The 16,622-nt window shown below is 52.4% G+C and carries 19 protein-coding genes and 1 tRNA gene; 5 read left to right on the top strand and 15 right to left on the bottom strand.

Translation table 11 applies throughout. The features are described from left to right. Positions 1-123 precede the first annotated feature (123 nt). The 3 genes from PHO67_05470 (at position 124) to PHO67_05480 (ending at position 1,808) form a co-directional block, all read left to right on the top strand. Entirely contained in the window at positions 124-822 is a 699-nt protein-coding gene (locus PHO67_05470) for an NfeD family protein (protein MDD5546585.1), read from the top strand. Positions 823-825: 3 nt separating this feature from the next. After that, positions 826-1,689 carry an SPFH/Band 7/PHB domain protein gene (locus PHO67_05475; protein ID MDD5546586.1) on the top strand — a complete coding sequence of 288 codons (864 nt, stop codon included), beginning with the start codon at positions 826-828 and terminating at the stop codon, positions 1,687-1,689. A 32-nt stretch (positions 1,690-1,721) separates the two neighbouring features. Continuing rightward, positions 1,722-1,808, top strand: a tRNA-Leu gene (locus PHO67_05480). A 61-nt stretch (positions 1,809-1,869) separates the two neighbouring features. On the opposite strand, the gene PHO67_05485 is transcribed toward PHO67_05480, so the two are convergent. Genes PHO67_05485 through PHO67_05520 form a run of 8 tightly spaced genes read right to left on the bottom strand, consistent with a single transcriptional unit; the run spans position 1,870 to position 8,702 of the window. Beyond that, positions 1,870-3,861: an APC family permease gene (locus tag PHO67_05485; protein MDD5546587.1), complete on the bottom strand. Its 1,992-nt coding sequence runs from the start codon at positions 3,859-3,861 to the stop codon at positions 1,870-1,872. Positions 3,862-3,884: 23 nt separating this feature from the next. Then, positions 3,885-5,111, bottom strand: coding sequence for an MFS transporter (locus PHO67_05490; protein ID MDD5546588.1), 1,227 nt, complete (start codon positions 5,109-5,111; stop codon positions 3,885-3,887). Next, positions 5,099-5,569, bottom strand: coding sequence for a zf-HC2 domain-containing protein (locus PHO67_05495; GenBank protein ID MDD5546589.1), 471 nt, complete (start codon positions 5,567-5,569; stop codon positions 5,099-5,101). Before PHO67_05495 ends, PHO67_05490 begins: the two co-directional genes overlap by 13 nt. 13 nt (positions 5,570-5,582) lie before the next feature. Continuing rightward, entirely contained in the window at positions 5,583-6,221 is a 639-nt protein-coding gene (locus tag PHO67_05500; GenBank protein ID MDD5546590.1) for a sigma-70 family RNA polymerase sigma factor, read from the bottom strand. Next, the gene (thyX, locus tag PHO67_05505; GenBank protein ID MDD5546591.1) at positions 6,222-6,839 is read right to left on the bottom strand and encodes an FAD-dependent thymidylate synthase; all 618 of its coding nucleotides are present in this window, start codon (positions 6,837-6,839) and stop codon (positions 6,222-6,224) included. It lies immediately after the preceding gene. A 6-nt stretch (positions 6,840-6,845) separates the two neighbouring features. Then, positions 6,846-7,004 (bottom strand): hypothetical protein, encoded by a 159-nt coding sequence (locus PHO67_05510; GenBank protein MDD5546592.1) that lies wholly within the window; start codon positions 7,002-7,004, stop codon positions 6,846-6,848. 53 nt (positions 7,005-7,057) lie between these two features. After that, on the bottom strand, positions 7,058-7,903 hold the full coding sequence (locus PHO67_05515; protein MDD5546593.1) for a sugar-binding protein: 846 nt from the start codon (positions 7,901-7,903) through the stop codon (positions 7,058-7,060). A gap of 16 nt (positions 7,904-7,919) precedes the next feature. Next, positions 7,920-8,702: a M48 family metallopeptidase gene (locus tag PHO67_05520; GenBank protein ID MDD5546594.1), complete on the bottom strand. Its 783-nt coding sequence runs from the start codon at positions 8,700-8,702 to the stop codon at positions 7,920-7,922. Positions 8,703-8,755: 53 nt separating this feature from the next. Here PHO67_05520 and PHO67_05525 point away from each other — a divergent pair, with 53 nt between their 5' ends. Next, positions 8,756-9,229 (top strand): hypothetical protein, encoded by a 474-nt coding sequence (locus tag PHO67_05525; GenBank protein MDD5546595.1) that lies wholly within the window; start codon positions 8,756-8,758, stop codon positions 9,227-9,229. Continuing rightward, complete coding sequence (locus tag PHO67_05530) at positions 9,226-10,398, top strand: methyl-accepting chemotaxis protein (protein MDD5546596.1); 1,173 nt, start codon at positions 9,226-9,228, stop codon at positions 10,396-10,398. The genes PHO67_05525 and PHO67_05530 overlap by 4 nt, the downstream gene beginning before the upstream one ends. A gap of 14 nt (positions 10,399-10,412) precedes the next feature. On the opposite strand, the gene PHO67_05535 is transcribed toward PHO67_05530, so the two are convergent. The 7 genes from PHO67_05535 to PHO67_05565 form a co-directional block, all read right to left on the bottom strand. Next, positions 10,413-11,777: a hypothetical protein gene (locus tag PHO67_05535; protein ID MDD5546597.1), complete on the bottom strand. Its 1,365-nt coding sequence runs from the start codon at positions 11,775-11,777 to the stop codon at positions 10,413-10,415. Positions 11,778-11,784: 7 nt separating this feature from the next. Then, on the bottom strand, positions 11,785-12,405 hold the full coding sequence (locus PHO67_05540; protein MDD5546598.1) for a hypothetical protein: 621 nt from the start codon (positions 12,403-12,405) through the stop codon (positions 11,785-11,787). 48 nt (positions 12,406-12,453) lie between these two features. Then, complete coding sequence (locus tag PHO67_05545; protein ID MDD5546599.1) at positions 12,454-13,038, bottom strand: hypothetical protein; 585 nt, start codon at positions 13,036-13,038, stop codon at positions 12,454-12,456. Positions 13,039-13,163: 125 nt separating this feature from the next. After that, positions 13,164-13,796: a hypothetical protein gene (locus tag PHO67_05550; GenBank protein ID MDD5546600.1), complete on the bottom strand. Its 633-nt coding sequence runs from the start codon at positions 13,794-13,796 to the stop codon at positions 13,164-13,166. Positions 13,797-13,815: 19 nt separating this feature from the next. Further along, entirely contained in the window at positions 13,816-15,768 is a 1,953-nt protein-coding gene (locus tag PHO67_05555; protein MDD5546601.1) for a glycoside hydrolase family 2 TIM barrel-domain containing protein, read from the bottom strand. Between the two features lie 208 nt (positions 15,769-15,976). Beyond that, positions 15,977-16,315 (bottom strand): exosortase system-associated protein, TIGR04073 family, encoded by a 339-nt coding sequence (locus PHO67_05560; GenBank protein MDD5546602.1) that lies wholly within the window; start codon positions 16,313-16,315, stop codon positions 15,977-15,979. Between the two features lie 72 nt (positions 16,316-16,387). After that, positions 16,388-16,606: a NifU family protein gene (locus PHO67_05565; protein ID MDD5546603.1), complete on the bottom strand. Its 219-nt coding sequence runs from the start codon at positions 16,604-16,606 to the stop codon at positions 16,388-16,390. Positions 16,607-16,622 lie beyond the last annotated feature (16 nt).

The raw sequence follows: 16,622 nt of genomic DNA on the forward strand, positions 1-16,622 counted from the left end.
AAATAATATCACTTAAGCGCCCCGCCGTCAACCCTTCTTTAAGGCTTGTCCTGAGCTAATCGAAGGATTGACATTACCCTGCCGTGATGGTATATTCCTACATACCTAACCGTGGAGGCGGAAATGAAAAGGAAATTGCTTTCAGCCGCGCTCTTTTTGTCTTTTGCGCTGGCGGCAGCCCCGCTTTTCGCACAGGCAGAAGGCGCAAGTACCCTTAAAGGGCTTTTGGACGGGCTAAAAGACCCAAATATTGTCTACCTCCTCCTTATCATAGGGTTCTACGGGATAATTTTCGAGATAGCGACGCCCGGCGTTTCGGTTGGGGGCGTCATAGGCGTCACAGGCCTTGCCCTCGCTTTTATGGGGATGGGCGGGCTCCCGGTAAATTATACCGGCCTGATCCTTATGCTGCTCAGCTTTGTGCTGTTCGTGCTCGACGTCAAGGCGCCGACGCACGGTATATTGACCGTCGCCGGCATACTGGCGCTGACTTTCGGTTCGCTCATACTTTTTAAGACCGACCCGCAGTTCGCGAAACTATCGAAAGCGCTTATAGCGGCAATGGTCATAAGCACGACCGGGCTTATGGCATTCGTGCTGCCGTTGATCCTTAAAGCTCAAAAACGCAAGGCCTCCTCGGGCACCGAGAGCCTCGCGGATAACATAGGCGAAGCGAAGACGGACCTCGTCCCTAAAGGGATAGTGCACATAAAAGGCGAGGATTGGTACGCGGAATCCCTGGAAGGGACTATAAAAAGCGGCGAAAAGGTCAAAGTGAAGTTTGTCGAAGGGTTAATCGTTAAAGTTGAGAAAGCGAGGTAAAAGATGGCTACCGGCGGAATGATCATTTTCTTTTTACTGATTGTCGGTTTTATAATACTTTCGAATTCGATAAAGATAGTCAGGGAATACAAGCGCCTTGTGGTGTTCCGGCTCGGACGTTCGATCGGCCAGAAGGGCCCGGGTATAATATTTCTTATCCCGATCCTCGACCAGGCCACGAATGTGGACCTAAGAGAGCTCTTCCTCGAGATTCCACAGCAGACATGTATCACCAAGGATAATGCGCCGATATCTATCGACTTCCTTATCTACTGGAAGGTCGTCGATCCGGAGCGCACCGTCGTGCAGGTCGGCAATTTCGCCGCCGCGTCACAGGGCATCGCGACCACGACCTTAAGGGCTGTGGTAGGCGACCTCGGCCTCGACGAAGTTTTGTCCAAGCGCGAGCAGATAAACCAAGTCCTGCGCCAGAAGCTCGATGAAGTCACCGAGCGCTGGGGCGTAAAAGTCACCACCGTCGAGATACGCGAGATCATGCCGCCCAAGGATGTTTCCGACGCCATGATCAGGCAGATGTCGGCGGAAAGAACGCGCCGTGCTGTAGTCACGGAGGCTGAAGGTACAAAGTCAGCGGCTATAACCGTTGCCGAAGGCCAGAAACAGTCGGAGATACTTAAGGCCGAGGGTGACAGGCAGGCGGCAATATTGAGGGCGGAAGGTTTTTCTTTGGCGCTGGATAAGATATTCTCGGTCGCCAAGAACGTCGACTCGAAGACGCTTTCGCTCCAGTATCTTGAGACGTTAAAGGCTCTGGGCCAGAGCCCGGCGACAAAATATATATTCCCGATGGAATTTATGAACCTCCTTGAGCCGTTCGTCAAGAACACCAAGGAAGCGATGAAATAATCCTTTAACCGGGATCGGCCCGCCTCTGTCGTGCCGGGGTGTTGGAACTGGCATACAAGTCAGTCTCAAAAACTGATGTCCGTAAGGGCATGAGGGTTCAACTCCCTCCCCCGGCACCATAAAAAATTTGGTGACAGTATACTTAATTATTGGGAGATAAGTATACTGTCACCATTTTTATTAAACTCTTATCGGTAAGATGACGACAGGGATGCCTTCGTGGTAGAATTTCCTCTGCATCGAGAATACCGTATAGTTGTGAAGCAGCCTGGTAAGGAAGGTCTCTTTCGGGAAGACTATCTGGCCTCCGAAGAAGACGGCCTGCGGGTATTTTTCGGTTATCTGCGGGGCAAGTTTCGACGCCTCCTCGACAACATCAGTGCCGAGAGAGAACATTCCTTCGGCATGGTAACCGTGCTGTTCGACGAAGTTGACGTAACGGTCGATCTCGCTCTTCGACTGGGCCTGCAGATGTTCCAATTCGGCCGCACCCTTGAAATTCCCCGCGTCTATTACGCCGATCTGGACAAAGACGAAATTCTTGAACGAATCCCCGAAGAGCCGGAAGACATTAAAGAGCGTATGGAGCCCCATCCCGTTAAACCCGTTGACAAGCAGGACGGCTGTCTTAGCCTCGCGATCGAATTCCCCCATCTCTTTCTTCGTTATGCCCGGGATCTCCTCGGAACTGGAATAACCGGCAGCCATGACCAGGGCGTCGAGCCTCTTTAATAATTTCGCCGTATTGTCATAGTGCTTCCTTATTAAGACCACGGCCAGGATCAGCGTCCCGGTCACGATCAGCGTTATCCATCCTCCCTCGGTAAATTTGACTACGATGATGGATACGAGGATAAAAGCGGTCAAGACCAACCCTATACTGTTGATCGCGAACTTCCTGCGCCATGATGATAATTTATTACGCTCTATCCACCAGTGGCGGACCATCCCGGCCTGCGAGAGTGTAAAGGTTATAAAAACGTTGATACTATAAAGGACGACCATGAACGCGACCGAACCCCGGGTGACTATCATCAGTATTAATGCCGCGGCGCCCATTATCAAAACACCGTTCAGCGTGACAAAACGGTCGCTTAACGTCGCGAACCTTGTCGGCACCCATTTATCAAGCGCCATATAAGATAGGAGCATCGGCCCGCCGATAAAACCGGTTTGCGCCGCCACAAAAAGCAGCACCGCCTCAGAGACGAGCGTTATCAGGATGAACGGTACTCCCCAGCTCTTGCTCCATGAGCCGGTCACCTGCTCCAGCAACACGGCATTTAATGTCTTCCCTCCCTGAAAATGCACCTTAAAAAGGACGTAAGCGAGCATCAGACCCAAGACCATAAAAGCAAGCGATAGCGACATATAGAGCATCGTGCGTTTCGCGGTCTCTACCTTTGGCTCCCTCAGGACGGGAAGCGAATTGCTTACAGCCTCTATACCGGTATAAGTACCGGCGCCCATGCTGTATGCCTTCAGGACGAGGAATATCATCCCGAAAAAACCCAGTTGAGCCGCGGTACTGCTCGCGTCGAGCCTCGTCTGTGAGACCACCTGCGGGAAATTCGAGGCGTGCATCGAGAGGGCATATAAGATCAGTAATACGTGGGTTATCATAAATATAACGAAGATCGGCATAAGGGTCATGACCGACTCCTTCACGCCCCTCAGGTTAAGCAGTATAAGACCGAACAATACAAGACAGGCAAATAAAAGCCTATAAGGATGCCAGCTCTCGGGAAGGAAACTGAAAACCGCGTCGGCGCCGGCCGCGACAGAAACGGTTATCGTAAGTATGTAGTCTATCAGCAGGGCGCAGCCGGAAACCATGCCGGTCTTCGGAGAGAGCAGTTTACTGGCGACGAGATAGCCTCCGCCACCTGACGGGAATACCTCGACTATCTGCGAATAGCTCGTACTTATGATAATGACGGTCGCGGCGGTAAGCAGGGCGACGAATATGCCCAGGTACATATGCCCCTGCAACGCCAGGAACGCTTCCTGGGGGCCGTAGCATGACGAAGAGAGGCCGTCGGCGCCTATGCCGATCCAGGCGAAGAAAGCTATAAGCGAGATCTTATGGAAGATCTTCTTATCGTGCGGGTCATGCGCGCCGCCTATCACTATATTCTTTAACTTCTTTCCTATCGTTTTATCCGGTCCCATATTTCTCCGTCTTTAGTTGACTATTATACCGCAAAAGCTTCCTTCTTCATCAAAAAGAATAAGGGTACGGCAAGTACCTGCAAGCAGACAGTTACCGCTATCACCGCGATTATAGAATGGTCATATAGGACGCCCATGGCCGCGCTGCCGATAAACATCGCAAGGCCGTAAACCGTATTAAATAGGCCGTATCCTGTCCCCCTCCTCTTCATCGGAGTAAGGTCGGCGATGGCGGATTTCATTATCGTCTCGTGTATGCCCATCACGATCCCCCAGATAACGGCGCTTATCAAAGCGAACGTGAAATTCACGGAAAAAGCAAATACCGGTATAAACGCGGATAACAGCGGGATCGTCATCAGCGCGCTGAGCCCGGCTTTCTCGTTGTTACTCTTCTTTTTGAGCCGGTCATAATAGGTCCCTATGAACCAGGCCGCGACACCGTCGATCGCCATGGCAATGGCATAGAAAAGCGGTATCTGGGCGTCGGAAAGGACGTTCTTCGCCTTGAAATGATAACCTATAAGCGCGAAATTCACGAAACCCATTGTCGTTACGAACGTAAAAGCGGTATAAAGCCAGAATGTCTTGGATAATCTGTCCGGTTCCGGGGCTTTCTTTACGGCCATCTCCAGCTTTTCCGGGTTCGGGACTTTCAAGAACGCGAATGTGACGCAGGCCATAACGAGGATGAACGGTATCCAGAAGAGGCTGTAACCTTTCTGGTATTTGGCTATTTCATTCCCGGACGTGCCTATGACCAGGAAAAGTCCGCTGAGGATAAGCGGGCCGGTCAGGGCCCCGATCTGGTCCATGACCTCGGATATCGCGAACCCCAGGCCTGTGCCCACCTGCTTTGACGCCTGCGAGACTATCGTGTCCCGCGCCGGCGCCCTCAACGCCTTCCCGAACCTTTCCATTATTATAAAAAGGGCCGCGACCTGCCATACGCCTGTCAAAGAAAGCAGCGGAACAGAGACAAGCAACCCGTACCCCAGGAAAGTAAAGACCCAGTAAGCCCTCGTCTTATCGGCGAAATACCCGGAGACGAGCCGTATCGCGTAGCCGATGAACTCTCCCAATCCGGCTACGAAACCGACAACGGCGGCGCTGACACCGAGCGTCTTTAAGTAAGGCCCATTGACGCTGCGCGCGCCCTCGTAGACTATGTCGCCGAAGAGGCTGACCAGCCCAAATATGATTATTAGATGAAAAGCGGCTTTTCTGCTGTTGCCGGCTACCGTCCCCATTTAGAGATCTCTTCTTCCTTGTTTTCGTGCCGGCGTTTCGAATCCATCGCGACTATCAGGGTGCGGACGGACTCGCTCTCTGAGACCCACTTGAGCCCGAGTATCAGCGCCGCGGCCAGGAATTGCGCGAAATATTTCGGTACGGTAAATGACAGCAAAAACGCCGCGACAGTCGCGGCCAGCCATAGATTAGCCTTAAAATGCTTTTTTCTGGAGTCCATCTTAGCCAAGCCTTTCGCCTTTCGTATTATTTCCATATTTGACGCCGGCAAGTCCCCTGCGTTATGCGACCTCTCCCCCAGATAACCTGCCCGGACACTCTCCAGGCATGCGGGGCAGCCGGCTATATGCTCCTCTATAGCGCGTGCCTCGCCGTCCTTTAGCTTGCCTCCGAGGAAGGCTGCCAGGTCCGCCTCATCCGGGCATCTGGTCGCCGTCGCGTCATGTAATTTCGTCATCTTCCCTTCCATGTTATAATAGACGCTCTTTTTCGAGTTTTTCTTTCAAGTATTTTTTCGCCCGCGCGATAGTCGTAGATACTGTATTTACCGGAATATTGAGCGCATCTGCTATCTCGCTGTGCTTCATGCCGTGGAGGATGTCGAGTTTTACGGCTATCTTCTCCTTCGGCTTAAGCGCCTCGATGACCGATTCCAACGCCTCCCTGGCCTCGCTCAACTGCGCCTCCCTGTCGGGGCCCGGGGCCTTTGACGGCAGGACCTCTTCGAGCGTCCTCGTCCCTCCGTCGCCGTTTTTGTATATCTCTTCATATATGGATATCGAATTAGGCGGCGACTGGCGCTTCATCCTCCTAAAATGGTCGACCGCCGCGTTTCCGGCTACCATCGCGAGCCATCCGGCGACCTTATCCTTCTCCTTGAGCTGGGCGAGCTTATCGCCGGCCCATAAAGCGATAAAGACATCCTGGTGGATGTCATTTATGTCTTCGTCTTCGAAATTATACCCGAGCCGTTTCAGCCTGTCCCTTATCGCCCAATATACCACCTTTGAGTAGCGCTCCACGAACATGTCCCACGAGCGCTTATCCTTCTTTATGCATCCTTCAATCAATTGTTCCGGGGATGGGCTGGCCAGGTCTGAGGATCCCATTTACTGCTTCGGCATCACCTTTTCTTCAAAGGCCTTCGCCGTTACCGGCATCGTCTCCCTAAATATCTCCAGGAGCGCCTTTGCGTATTCGCGGATCTCGGGCTGCGCGGCCTTATCGAGGCGCAGCTTGAGGAAATTCATCAGAGAACGGGCATTTACCGTCCAGTAATAGAGCGTATACAGCGAAAGCGGCAGGACGCCGCGGGCTTGTTCGCGTTTTACGCCGGAAGCGACGATCGCCTCGTAAGCTTCAAATGCGTCGTTTATCGTCTTCTTATATTTTTCCAGCGCCTCGCCGGAAATGTTATCAGGCGTGTAAAAATCCCTCTTTGCCAGGCAATACCGAAGGGACATCTCGTTGTATGTGCCGATGCGGTGGCGGATCCACTGGCGCGCGACAAATATCGGGCATTTGACATCGAACCTGAAATAGGCGTGCTCGAACGGCGTGCCGTGGTCCTTGGCTATGAGGTGGCGGATGAGTTTCTCGTCGGCTTCAGCGCCCTGCGGCTCGCTCATGTAGCAGCGGCGTGCGCCTTCTATGACCGCCTTGTCCCCGCCCATGGAATCGACGAGCGCGACATATCCGTTATCCAGAACTTTTATCTGTTGGGGCATGATCGGCTATTTATTCTCTGGGGTGTTGTACTTCTTGGCCTTCTCTTTCTTCTCGTAGCATTCCGGGCAATTATAGACCGGCTTGGCCAACGCCCTGTCGTATCCCGGGGCGACTACCACCCTCCTCACCTCAGGCACGTCCCGTCCGCATGTATCGCATTTCATTGGATATCCTCCGATTTGATGATTTTATCAATATTAGGGGGCTTTTTCAATGCCTATTTAGGCTTATGGACGGTAAAATTCATAAAGACCACAATGACCGTAACGGCGATAATTATGCCTATTATGGCGGCATAAGAGAGCGTAAATGCGGCCTGCGGGGCGGCAAGGACCGCCGTCCCCCACTGGCTGGGATCGGAATAGAACTCTTTTGTGCCGGTCCAGGCCAGTTGCGCCTTCCTTTTACTCCCTCCGGGGACCTTGCTATTGTCGCTGTCATCTACCGCTATATCGAAATCAAACTTCTTGCCCAGTTCAGGCTTGAACCCGCCCAACACCTTAAAAGGTATCTTGGCCTCGATGATGTACCCTTTATCCCACTGTTTCGAGACGACTTCTATGCCGCTCTGGTAATCGTCGCACCGCCAGACCCATTCGCCCGGCTTGATATCCTTGTTGTTGCCGGGGCTTAGCCCTATCTGGTAATCACCCTTGCCGAAATATATCCTCGCGGGATCCGCCTTCTCGTCCATCCCCAAGAGGACCTCTATGGCGTCGCCGTCCCAAATATCAGGCCCTTCCTTGCCGTTATCTAATGGGACATCGTCGGTCACCCTGGCCGCGACGTAGAGGTTCTCATCGTCCCAGAGGAGATAAATATCCGCGCTGATGTCATCCTTTCCGCCATATTCGAAATACTGGAGCTTTTCGAAGGACTCGCCGTCCATCCTTATGGCGTACCCGGGATACTCATCGAGATTCCCGTCGATCAGGACGGGCTGTTCCGCTTTCGGTATCCGGACCCCGGGCTTTTGCTGCGGCTTGTCCGCGGGATATGCGTTACGCACCGTGAGAAAAACCAAACACAGGATAATTGCGGGAAAAAGGAATTTTGCCTTCATGCTCCCCTCCAAAAGATCACCATCTGTCCTTGTCTATCGGCTTATTTATCCAGCCGTTAAAATCCAGGACGCCGTTTATCTGGCGGTTGATATTGCCGATCCTCTCCCCTTCGTAAGGGTGGGACCTGAAGTAGGTATAGGACCTTATCTTGTCTTTCCCGACTTCGTGCATCGTTTCCATAAAAGTGATCAACGCATACGGGTCGTAACCCGCCTTTTTAGTGTATATGACGGCCCTCCTGTCCGCCTCGAACTCGTCCTCCCTGGAATAGGCCGCCAGAAGGGATGAGAGGGCGAGATTGGTAGCCTGGGAGGCACTCCCGCCGCCGGTTGCCGTGACGGCTATCATTATGGCGGTCATTATGGAACTGGTCTGCTGTTGTTTAGCGGAATGCCGCGCGCAGATATGCCCGATTTCATGGGCGATTACCCCGGCCAGCTCATCGTCATTCTTGCACTTCTCGACGAGCCCCTTGAAGACATAGACCCATCCGCCCGGCAGGGAGACCGCGTTTATGTCGTTGATATCCAGCACCTTGAAATGGTAGATAAGCTCTTTTCGGTCGCAAACCTTGGCCAGGTTGTTGCCTATAAGCTCAACGCGCTCCTCCATATGCTTGTCGTCGACGAGCTTGTAAGCCTTTTCGACCTGCTTGGAGACGGAATCGCCTATGGTTACCTCCTGTTCGGTAGACATATTGATCGACTCGTCCCTGTGGGTGACGGTATTATATTCCGCATAAACCGGCGTTAAGGCCAGAAGAGCGGGAAAAAGCGCCAAAAGGACGGGAAGTTTCATGGTAATAAATTAACATATTGCAAAAAGGAAGTAAAGCCCTTATAATAACGGATGTGAGATATTTTATACTTTTGATCCTTATCGCGGGCGCCGTCTTTTCCGCGGCCGGCTGCTCGGAAAAGGGCCCCAATAAAGAGGTCATCGCCAAAATAGGCGATTATTCCTTATATAAAGAGGATTTCCTCTCTGAGGCATCGCTTTACACTCCGGAATACCGCAATAGCGTCCCCAAAGAACGGCTCCTGAACGATATAATAGAGAAAAAGGTCCTTCTGCTGGAAGCCCGGCGCCTGGGCCTTGACAGGGACCCTGAATTCATGAAGATGGTCGAGCGGTTCTGGGAGCAGAGCCTCCTGCGTTCGCTCCTGAATAAGAAGTCGGAAGAGTTCCTCTCCTCGATCCCTGAGACGGAAAAAGACCGCAACCGGAAAGCGAGCGGGATGATCAAGGCGTGGATCGCCGGCCTCCAGAAGGGGACGAAGATCGACATCAACAGAGAAGCCCTTAAGAAGATAGATATAAAATGACAAAAGCCCCGGAGCAGAGGAACAGGAGAAGAAATTATTTCATAAAGAAAAAATTCCAGGCGAGTTTCATAGTCAAGTTCTGCCTGCTCCTGATATTGGCCTGCCTTATAATGAGCGTCATCTCCCTCCTCCTTACAAAGAAGACCGTGACCACGAGTTTCGAGGGCCTGAGGCTTATCGTAAAGAGCACCGCAGATTACATACTGCCTGTCCTGGCCTCCAGCGGCATGATAGCCATCGTGCTCGTGAGCCTCGCGACCATAGCGGTGCTCCTTTTTATATCCCACCGTATCTACGGGCCCATATACCGCCTGGAAAAAGATGTCGCCGAGATAGGCAAAGGCAACCTGACAGTGGAAGTCCGCCTAAGGGAGCACGACGAATTCAAAGACCTGGGCGGGATAATAAACGCCGCGGTCAAGAACATAAAAGATCCCCTCTCCTCTTCGCAGGCCAAAATAAAAGAACTCGAGGAAGAGGTCAAAGGGATAAGGTCCCTGCTGCGGTCTAAGGGCGCGCCTGAAGGCGAGATAGAAAAGAGATTGGGCGATATCGAAAAAAAGATCGGGCAGGTAAAGAACAACCTCTCTTATTTCAGGATATCCCCCGTATTTTTGTTCCTCCTCCTCTTCGCCGCGGCGAGCGCCCCGGCGAGCGTCACCTCGGAGGACGGCCGGTTCTTCGACGGCAGCGATTGGACGAGCGTAAACAGCCTCTATTGCACCGTCTTTTTTAAGGACGGCGTCGACCTCGCGGCGGTAAACGGCAGGATAGACACGTACAAGATAGATTACGGGCTTACGGAAAAACCTCCGCGCGGGGGCGACGATACGAAGGACGAGATCGCGTACAAATTAGACCTTATATTCTTCAAGGTGCAGGAAATACTCGACATGAGGCCGAAAGACCTTCGGGTGAACGTCAGGATCTACAGGGGGCAGGACGATCTCGACAGGGTATATGTCGAAATATTCAGGCAGGATAACAAGTTCATAGCCTACTATATATTCAAGCTAAACACGCTCTTCGCCAGCGAGGAGAAGGTCTCGGCCAATGTCCTCGCCCACGAGATAGCGCATTGCGTCGTCGACCATTACTTCTCGGTCATCCCTCCCACTAAAGTCGCGGAGATGATCGCGCAATACGCGGACGCCCACTTAAGGAACTAATTATCCCTGAGGGGCTAATTAGGTTTCTTACCAACCCTCGGCGGCTCGACCGCCGCGCAACCCTTTGACCATAACTCCTTAAGGGCGTAATACGCCTTTTTGGGTATCCTCTTGTTGACGCCGGTATCTTTATCTTTCTCGAGGCTTAACCCGACGATGCCGTACCACTCCTCGTTCATGTTCATATGGCCTTCAGTCTCGATATCAAAATAATAGGCGCCGTTAGGCCAGCCTGCCGCCTCGTCCTGCACAAACCAGCCCGCGGGATTGGACGCGTCGTGCTTCCACCATTCATCGTTCCACTCGAATATACAGCCTCCCAGCACCGTCCCCTTGCCCGTCATGCCGCAGCTATTGCGAAGCATCTCTTTCCACTGGGTTATAAGGAACTTGACCTGGTCGTCCTCATCTTCCTTTTTAGTGAGGGCATTGAACCTGTCACAGCCGAATTCGATCAATACTATAGGTTTGCCGAGACGCTTATCAGCCTGCTCCCATGTATTGCCGAAACTCATACCGCGGTAAGAGATAAGCCCGAGTATGTCTACATCGGGCGTCAACGGCTTTGCGATCTCGAGATAGAAGACTTCGCCGTTCCCCATCGCTACCGGATGGTTCGGGTCTATCTTTTTTGTCTCCTTCGCGATGTCATTTACAAAGGAATAATATATCTTAGCTTTAGCGTTCGCCCTCTCCTTCGGGTCCTCTATCGCGTCAAGCTCGGCCGAGCCCCACGGGGACATCGAGTCGTCGAAACTATAATCATTCTCGTTACCCAACACCCACATCAATATTCCCGGTTCGTCCTTATAGGTCTTGACTATGCTCAGCACTTGTTCCTTCAATAATTGCCTGTAATTTTCGTCGGTATAATTGGGAGGCGGGACATCATATATACCGAGGTTGTGGCCGAGGATCGTGCGGATGCCGAATTTCTGGAAAAGGTCACTTATAACTTGCTTGACCTCTTTCGGGTTTTCCCCCGGCTGATAGATGCGGATCGTATTGATGCCGGCATCTTTCATAAGCTGGCCGTCGGTCAGCCACGGTTTCGCCGGGTCGCCCCACCAGTTGTAGGTATAGTCATTTCCCGGAGGTACGGGCTGATAGCATACACCTATGATAAGATACGGCGCGCCGCCGGCCAAAAGCCTGTAATGACCGCTTTTCAGCAGCCTCTCCAGGACGACCTTCTTTGTCTTGGCATCGGGCTTCTGCGAGATCTTGTTCAGGAGGAAACACCCGCCAATGAAGAAAACCAGCAGTAATAGTACCAGCGGGATCGCAAAATACCGCCTTTTCTTGTGGCCCCTTCTAGCGTGATGGACATCATGATGGCCTTCGTGATGTCCGGGATGATGGCTTGTATGATGGTCCATATTTTATTTACTCATAATAGATGTCGTCGAGAAAGATCGCGAACCCGTTCGGGTTATCGGCAACACTGGCCGCCCAGCAGAAACCGCCGGAGATGTAAGAAAGGCTTTTGCCGGTCAGGTCGATCGTATATTCTTTCCAATCGCGGGTGAGGGTAATGGGCCCGATAGAGACGGAATCCGAATCGCCGTATTCGCCGGTAATGCCGCCTACCTTGACTTCGGCCAATACCTCGCCGCCTCTTTCTCCGCGCGCCCAAAATATAAGCTTCTTGGCGCCTGTCAGGTCGAAACCGCCCTGCTTCGTCCCCCAGTTATTCGCCGGGTTCTGCCAGAAAATGCCCGCCCAGCCCGCTCCCTGTTTCTGTTCGCCCGAGTATACGATCTTTATGCAGGTGGTCCCGCTATGGGGATTATCCTTGCATCCGGTATCGATCTTCATATCGCCGTAATCGCCCATCCAGCCCGAAGGTATGTAATGGTTATCGCGCGCTGATCTGTCGGTATAGACGTTAAACCTCTTGAAGCCTGTGTCAGCGGCGGAACTAACGGCCGCGTCAGCGGCGCATGAACGGCCTGAAACACAGACAGTCAGCGCCAATAGCACAAACAGGATTGCCAGCCTCTTCATTTCCCAAACCCCCTTTCGAGATTACGGTCGAATCGCGCCCGGATCTTTCTATTCGTAATACATGTCGTCGAGGTAGATCGTGAAACCGTTGGGATTCGACGCGGCGTTAGCGACCCAGCAGAAACCGCCGGAGATCGATCCGAGGTCCTTGCCAGCCAGGTCTATCTTATATTCTTTCCATTCGGGCGTGAGCGTTACGTCGGTTATGCCCGCGGAATCGGAATCGCCGTATTCACCCGTGATGCCGCCGATCTTGAACTCCGCTATCTTCTCGCCGCCCTTCCCGCCCCTCGCCCAGAAGACGAGCTTCTTTGCGCCTTTAAGATCGATGCCTCCCGGCTGCGTGCCCCAGTTATTGGCGGGATTCTGCCAATATACCCCGGCCCAGCCCGCGCCCTGTTTCTGCTCGCCCGAGTAGCTTATCTTTACGCAGGTCGACCCGGAATGCGGATTATCCTTGCTGCCGGCGTCTACCTTAATATCTCCGTAATCACCCATCCATCCGGAAGGCGTATAATGATTATCCTTGGCCATCTTATCGGTATAGACATTGAATTTCTTGAACTCCGCGTAGGATACCGCGGCGGCGGCAAGGATGCTGAGGGCCGCCATTAAAACAACGAGCTTCTTCATCTGGTCAAACCTCCCTTTTATTACGGATAAAAATAGACTAAAGCTCCGGCGCTCCCTTTATCGGGAAGCGCCGGTAATCTATGTCCTTAACAAATCCATATTATACTAGGTAAATGAGCTCCCGTCTACTCGTAATAAATATCATCAAAGTAGATCGTGAACCCGTCCGGGTTATCGGCAGCGCTTGCCGCCCAGCAGAAACCGCCGGAGATGTACGTCAGGTCCTTGCCGGTCAGGTCTATCGTATACTCTTTCCATTCGGGAGTAAGCGTTAAAGGCCCGATCGAGACGGAATCCGAATCGGCGTATTCACCCGTAATGCCGCCTACCTTGACTTCGGCCAAGGTGCCGATCTGGGTCTTTGAGAGCATCTCTCCGCCTTTTTCGCCCCTCGCCCAGAAGACGAGCTTCTTGGCTCCGGTAAGGTCATAACCGCCGGGTTTGGTCCCCCAGTTATTAGCCGGGTTCTGCCAGAAGATGCCCGCCCAGCCGGCGCCCTGTTTCTGCTCGCAGGTGTAGACGATCTTTATGCAGTTGGTCCCGGAGTGAGGATTATCCTTCCAACCGGTATCAAGTTTTATATCGCCATAATCGCCCATCCAGCCCGAAGGTATATAATGGTTATCGCGGGCTGAGCGGTCGGTGTAGACATTAAACCTTTTGAACCCTCCTGTGCCGGCCGCATCGGCGGCGACGGATACGCCGGCTACGCATACGGCCAGCGCCAATACCACCAACAGAATTACTGATTTCTTCATTTCCTTAACCCCCCTTTCGTTATTTTGTCCAGTTTCCCTTATACCAGGAATAAGCCTTCTTTAGCTGTCTTAAGAACGGACTGTCCGAACCGTTCCCCTGGCTTGTTACTCCCAAATATTCTTCATGCAGCCACCCGTCCGGGAAAGGCCCGCGGAAATTACCCGGGGTCTTTGCCTTTGCCTTGTAATCCCATCCTTCAGGTTCCTGTTTCGCGGGATCGAGCTGCGGCGGAGGCCCCCCCTTCCACCACTCGTCCACCCATTCGAAACAGACCCCGCCAAGGGCGTTCCCGAAACCTGAACCCGCCATATTATAGGCGATATCCTCCCAATTGCCTTTATGGTATTCCGCCTGCAGCTCTTCCCCTTTTTCCAGGTTATCCTTTAAATAGGAAGGAGAGCCGTATTCGGTTATGATAGAGGGCCTGCCGGTAAAGTCCTTTACGTCCTCCCAATACGTCCTCCCGAATCCGTTCGGGCCGCGGTAAACATTCGCTCCAAATACGTCCACATCCTGGCAATACTTGGCGAAATAATCAAGATATACCGTCTCGCCGTTGCAGATGGCGACCGGGTGGTTGGGGTCTATAGATTTTATCATCTTCGCCACTTCGTTGACGAAGGCGTAATACGCGTCCGGCTGGAGCTTGGCGCGGCATCCCATCCCCGGCTCGACTTCCGGCACGCCGGGATAGCCGTAATTGTTCTCGTTGCCAAGCACCCACATGAGGATATAAGGCTCGTCCTTATATTCCTCCACGACCTCCCTGACGCTCGCCATCATCTTCTTCTTATGCTCTTCGTTGGTGTAATCCGTGCCCGAATACCAATCGGCGCCGGAACCGGTGGCATACATCCCGAGGAAATCTCCCATGAGATACATGAAACCGTATCTCTCATAGCCATCCTTAAGGAGTTCTTTATTGGTGGAATGATGGTAAAGGCGGATCGTATTGACCCCCATCTCCTTCATCAGCTGGAAATCGCCGACAGAAGGCTCGTCCGGGTCCTGTTTGTTGTTCTTGTTCTTGTCGACGTAGGCGTCATACGGGCCGTCGATCTTTCCGTTCTTGTTATAATCCGCGGTCATCCAGTCGGTCTGGACGTTCAAGGTCCCGTTATCCGGGGAGAGCCCGACCTTGTTCGGGGAATAGGCGATCGCCTTCATAGGGAAAGGCTTGCCGTCGACCAGGAGCTGCCAGTGGCCATTCTCGTATTTGACGAGTTTGACGTGTGCGCCGCCCGCGGTCTTGATGATCTTGAGTTTTGTGAGATCTGTCTTGGGGGGTATAACTTCTCCGGGTTTTACTTTCACAAGCTTTCCGGGATTTATGATAAATTTATCGTTGGATACGTCGTTGTCGAAGGAATTTTCCACCGTTATCTTCGCGTCTACCAGTTTAATGCCCAGCTCCGGGTGCGTCCTGATAAGGTATTCGAGGTCATTTAACGCCATTTTCGAGGTATAGAGCGGGGTATGCCAATACGTCCAGCCTATCGACCTCGGGAAATTCACCAGGATGGCGTAATGCGCCTTTATCGCCTGGAGCGTATGGCCGGACCTGGCAAGGGCGGCAGCCGTGTAATACTGCTTTACGCCCGATTCTTCGCTCGCGGTCGCCCATTTGTAAAAGGCCAGCATCTGGTCCTCGTTGTTTACGAATTCCCAATGCTTTCCTATGAGCTTCCCGCTCGCCTGAGCTTCCCTGTATGCGGGGTCTTTTGTTATGCTAGTGCTTGGATATATCCCTTCCCCTACCGCTGCGGCAAGCCCTTTCCTGTCTTTGATCTCGTACTTGTAACTGTCGGTACCAAGGCCTTTGAACTCGCCGTATTTGGCGTAATCGACGACTTCTTCTGTCCCGGGGTCAAAAAGCGGCGCAACCTGTTCGCCGGCAGAAAAAGCCGGTCCCATATAGGCCGTAGACAACGCCGCAAAGATACCGGAAAGAAGAATCACTTTAAAACGCATTCAAACCCTCCTCCTACGTACATTTGAAATTTGCTACAAGGGACTTTTTAAAACAGGTATGTAAGGTACTGTTAATAAGTAGGTTGTTTAAATATTGCCATATAAATAGGGTTTTGTCAAGATTATTTTTCACGTTTCGAACCGTACTTAGTAAAACGGGCCCCGTGTTTCCGGGGCCCGCAAGATTCTTTCTTCTGACTACAAGATTTTACTTTTCGCCGGAATAAACAAATTCAGGCTTTACGATCGGTTCATAACCCTCGGGGATCGGGAACGGGAACGTCAACGCTTCGTAGATACCCGCGCCGGTGCGGACCAGGCCTAAGCCTAATCCTTTTATCGTCCCGACTGTCAGCCCGGTGAATACGTTATTGGCCTTGCTTTCATCAACTATCCCCTTCGGGATCTCGAGCCAGCCAGTGAGAGTATTCACTATTCCGCGCCCCAGCTTATTTAAGGCGCCCTGGGCGTATGAAGGCGAGCTTACGGATAAAAGACCGATTACTACCAATACCAAAATTGTGGTCGTTAACAGTCTGCTCTTCATAATTTCCCCCTTTCTTTTGTTATAAGTATACTCAACCCAAAAACCTTTGTCAAGGAAATTTCCTCCTTGATCCTAAACCGCTTCCACCTTCTCTATTTCTGGCACGTCTTCTTTTATCGCGCGCTGGACGCCCATCTGCAGCGTCATCTGCGACATCGGGCAGCAACCGCAGGCGCCGGTAAGTTTCACCTTGACCGTTTTCCCGACGACATCTACAAGCTCGATATCGCCCCCGTCGGCCTGCAGCATCGGGCGTATCTTGTTTAAAGCTTCATGGACCTTTGATTTCAGATCAGCCATTCCAACT

The organism is Candidatus Omnitrophota bacterium (assembly GCA_028716565.1).
Lineage (GTDB): Bacteria > Omnitrophota > Gorgyraeia > Pluralincolimonadales > Pluralincolimonadaceae > Pluralincolimonas.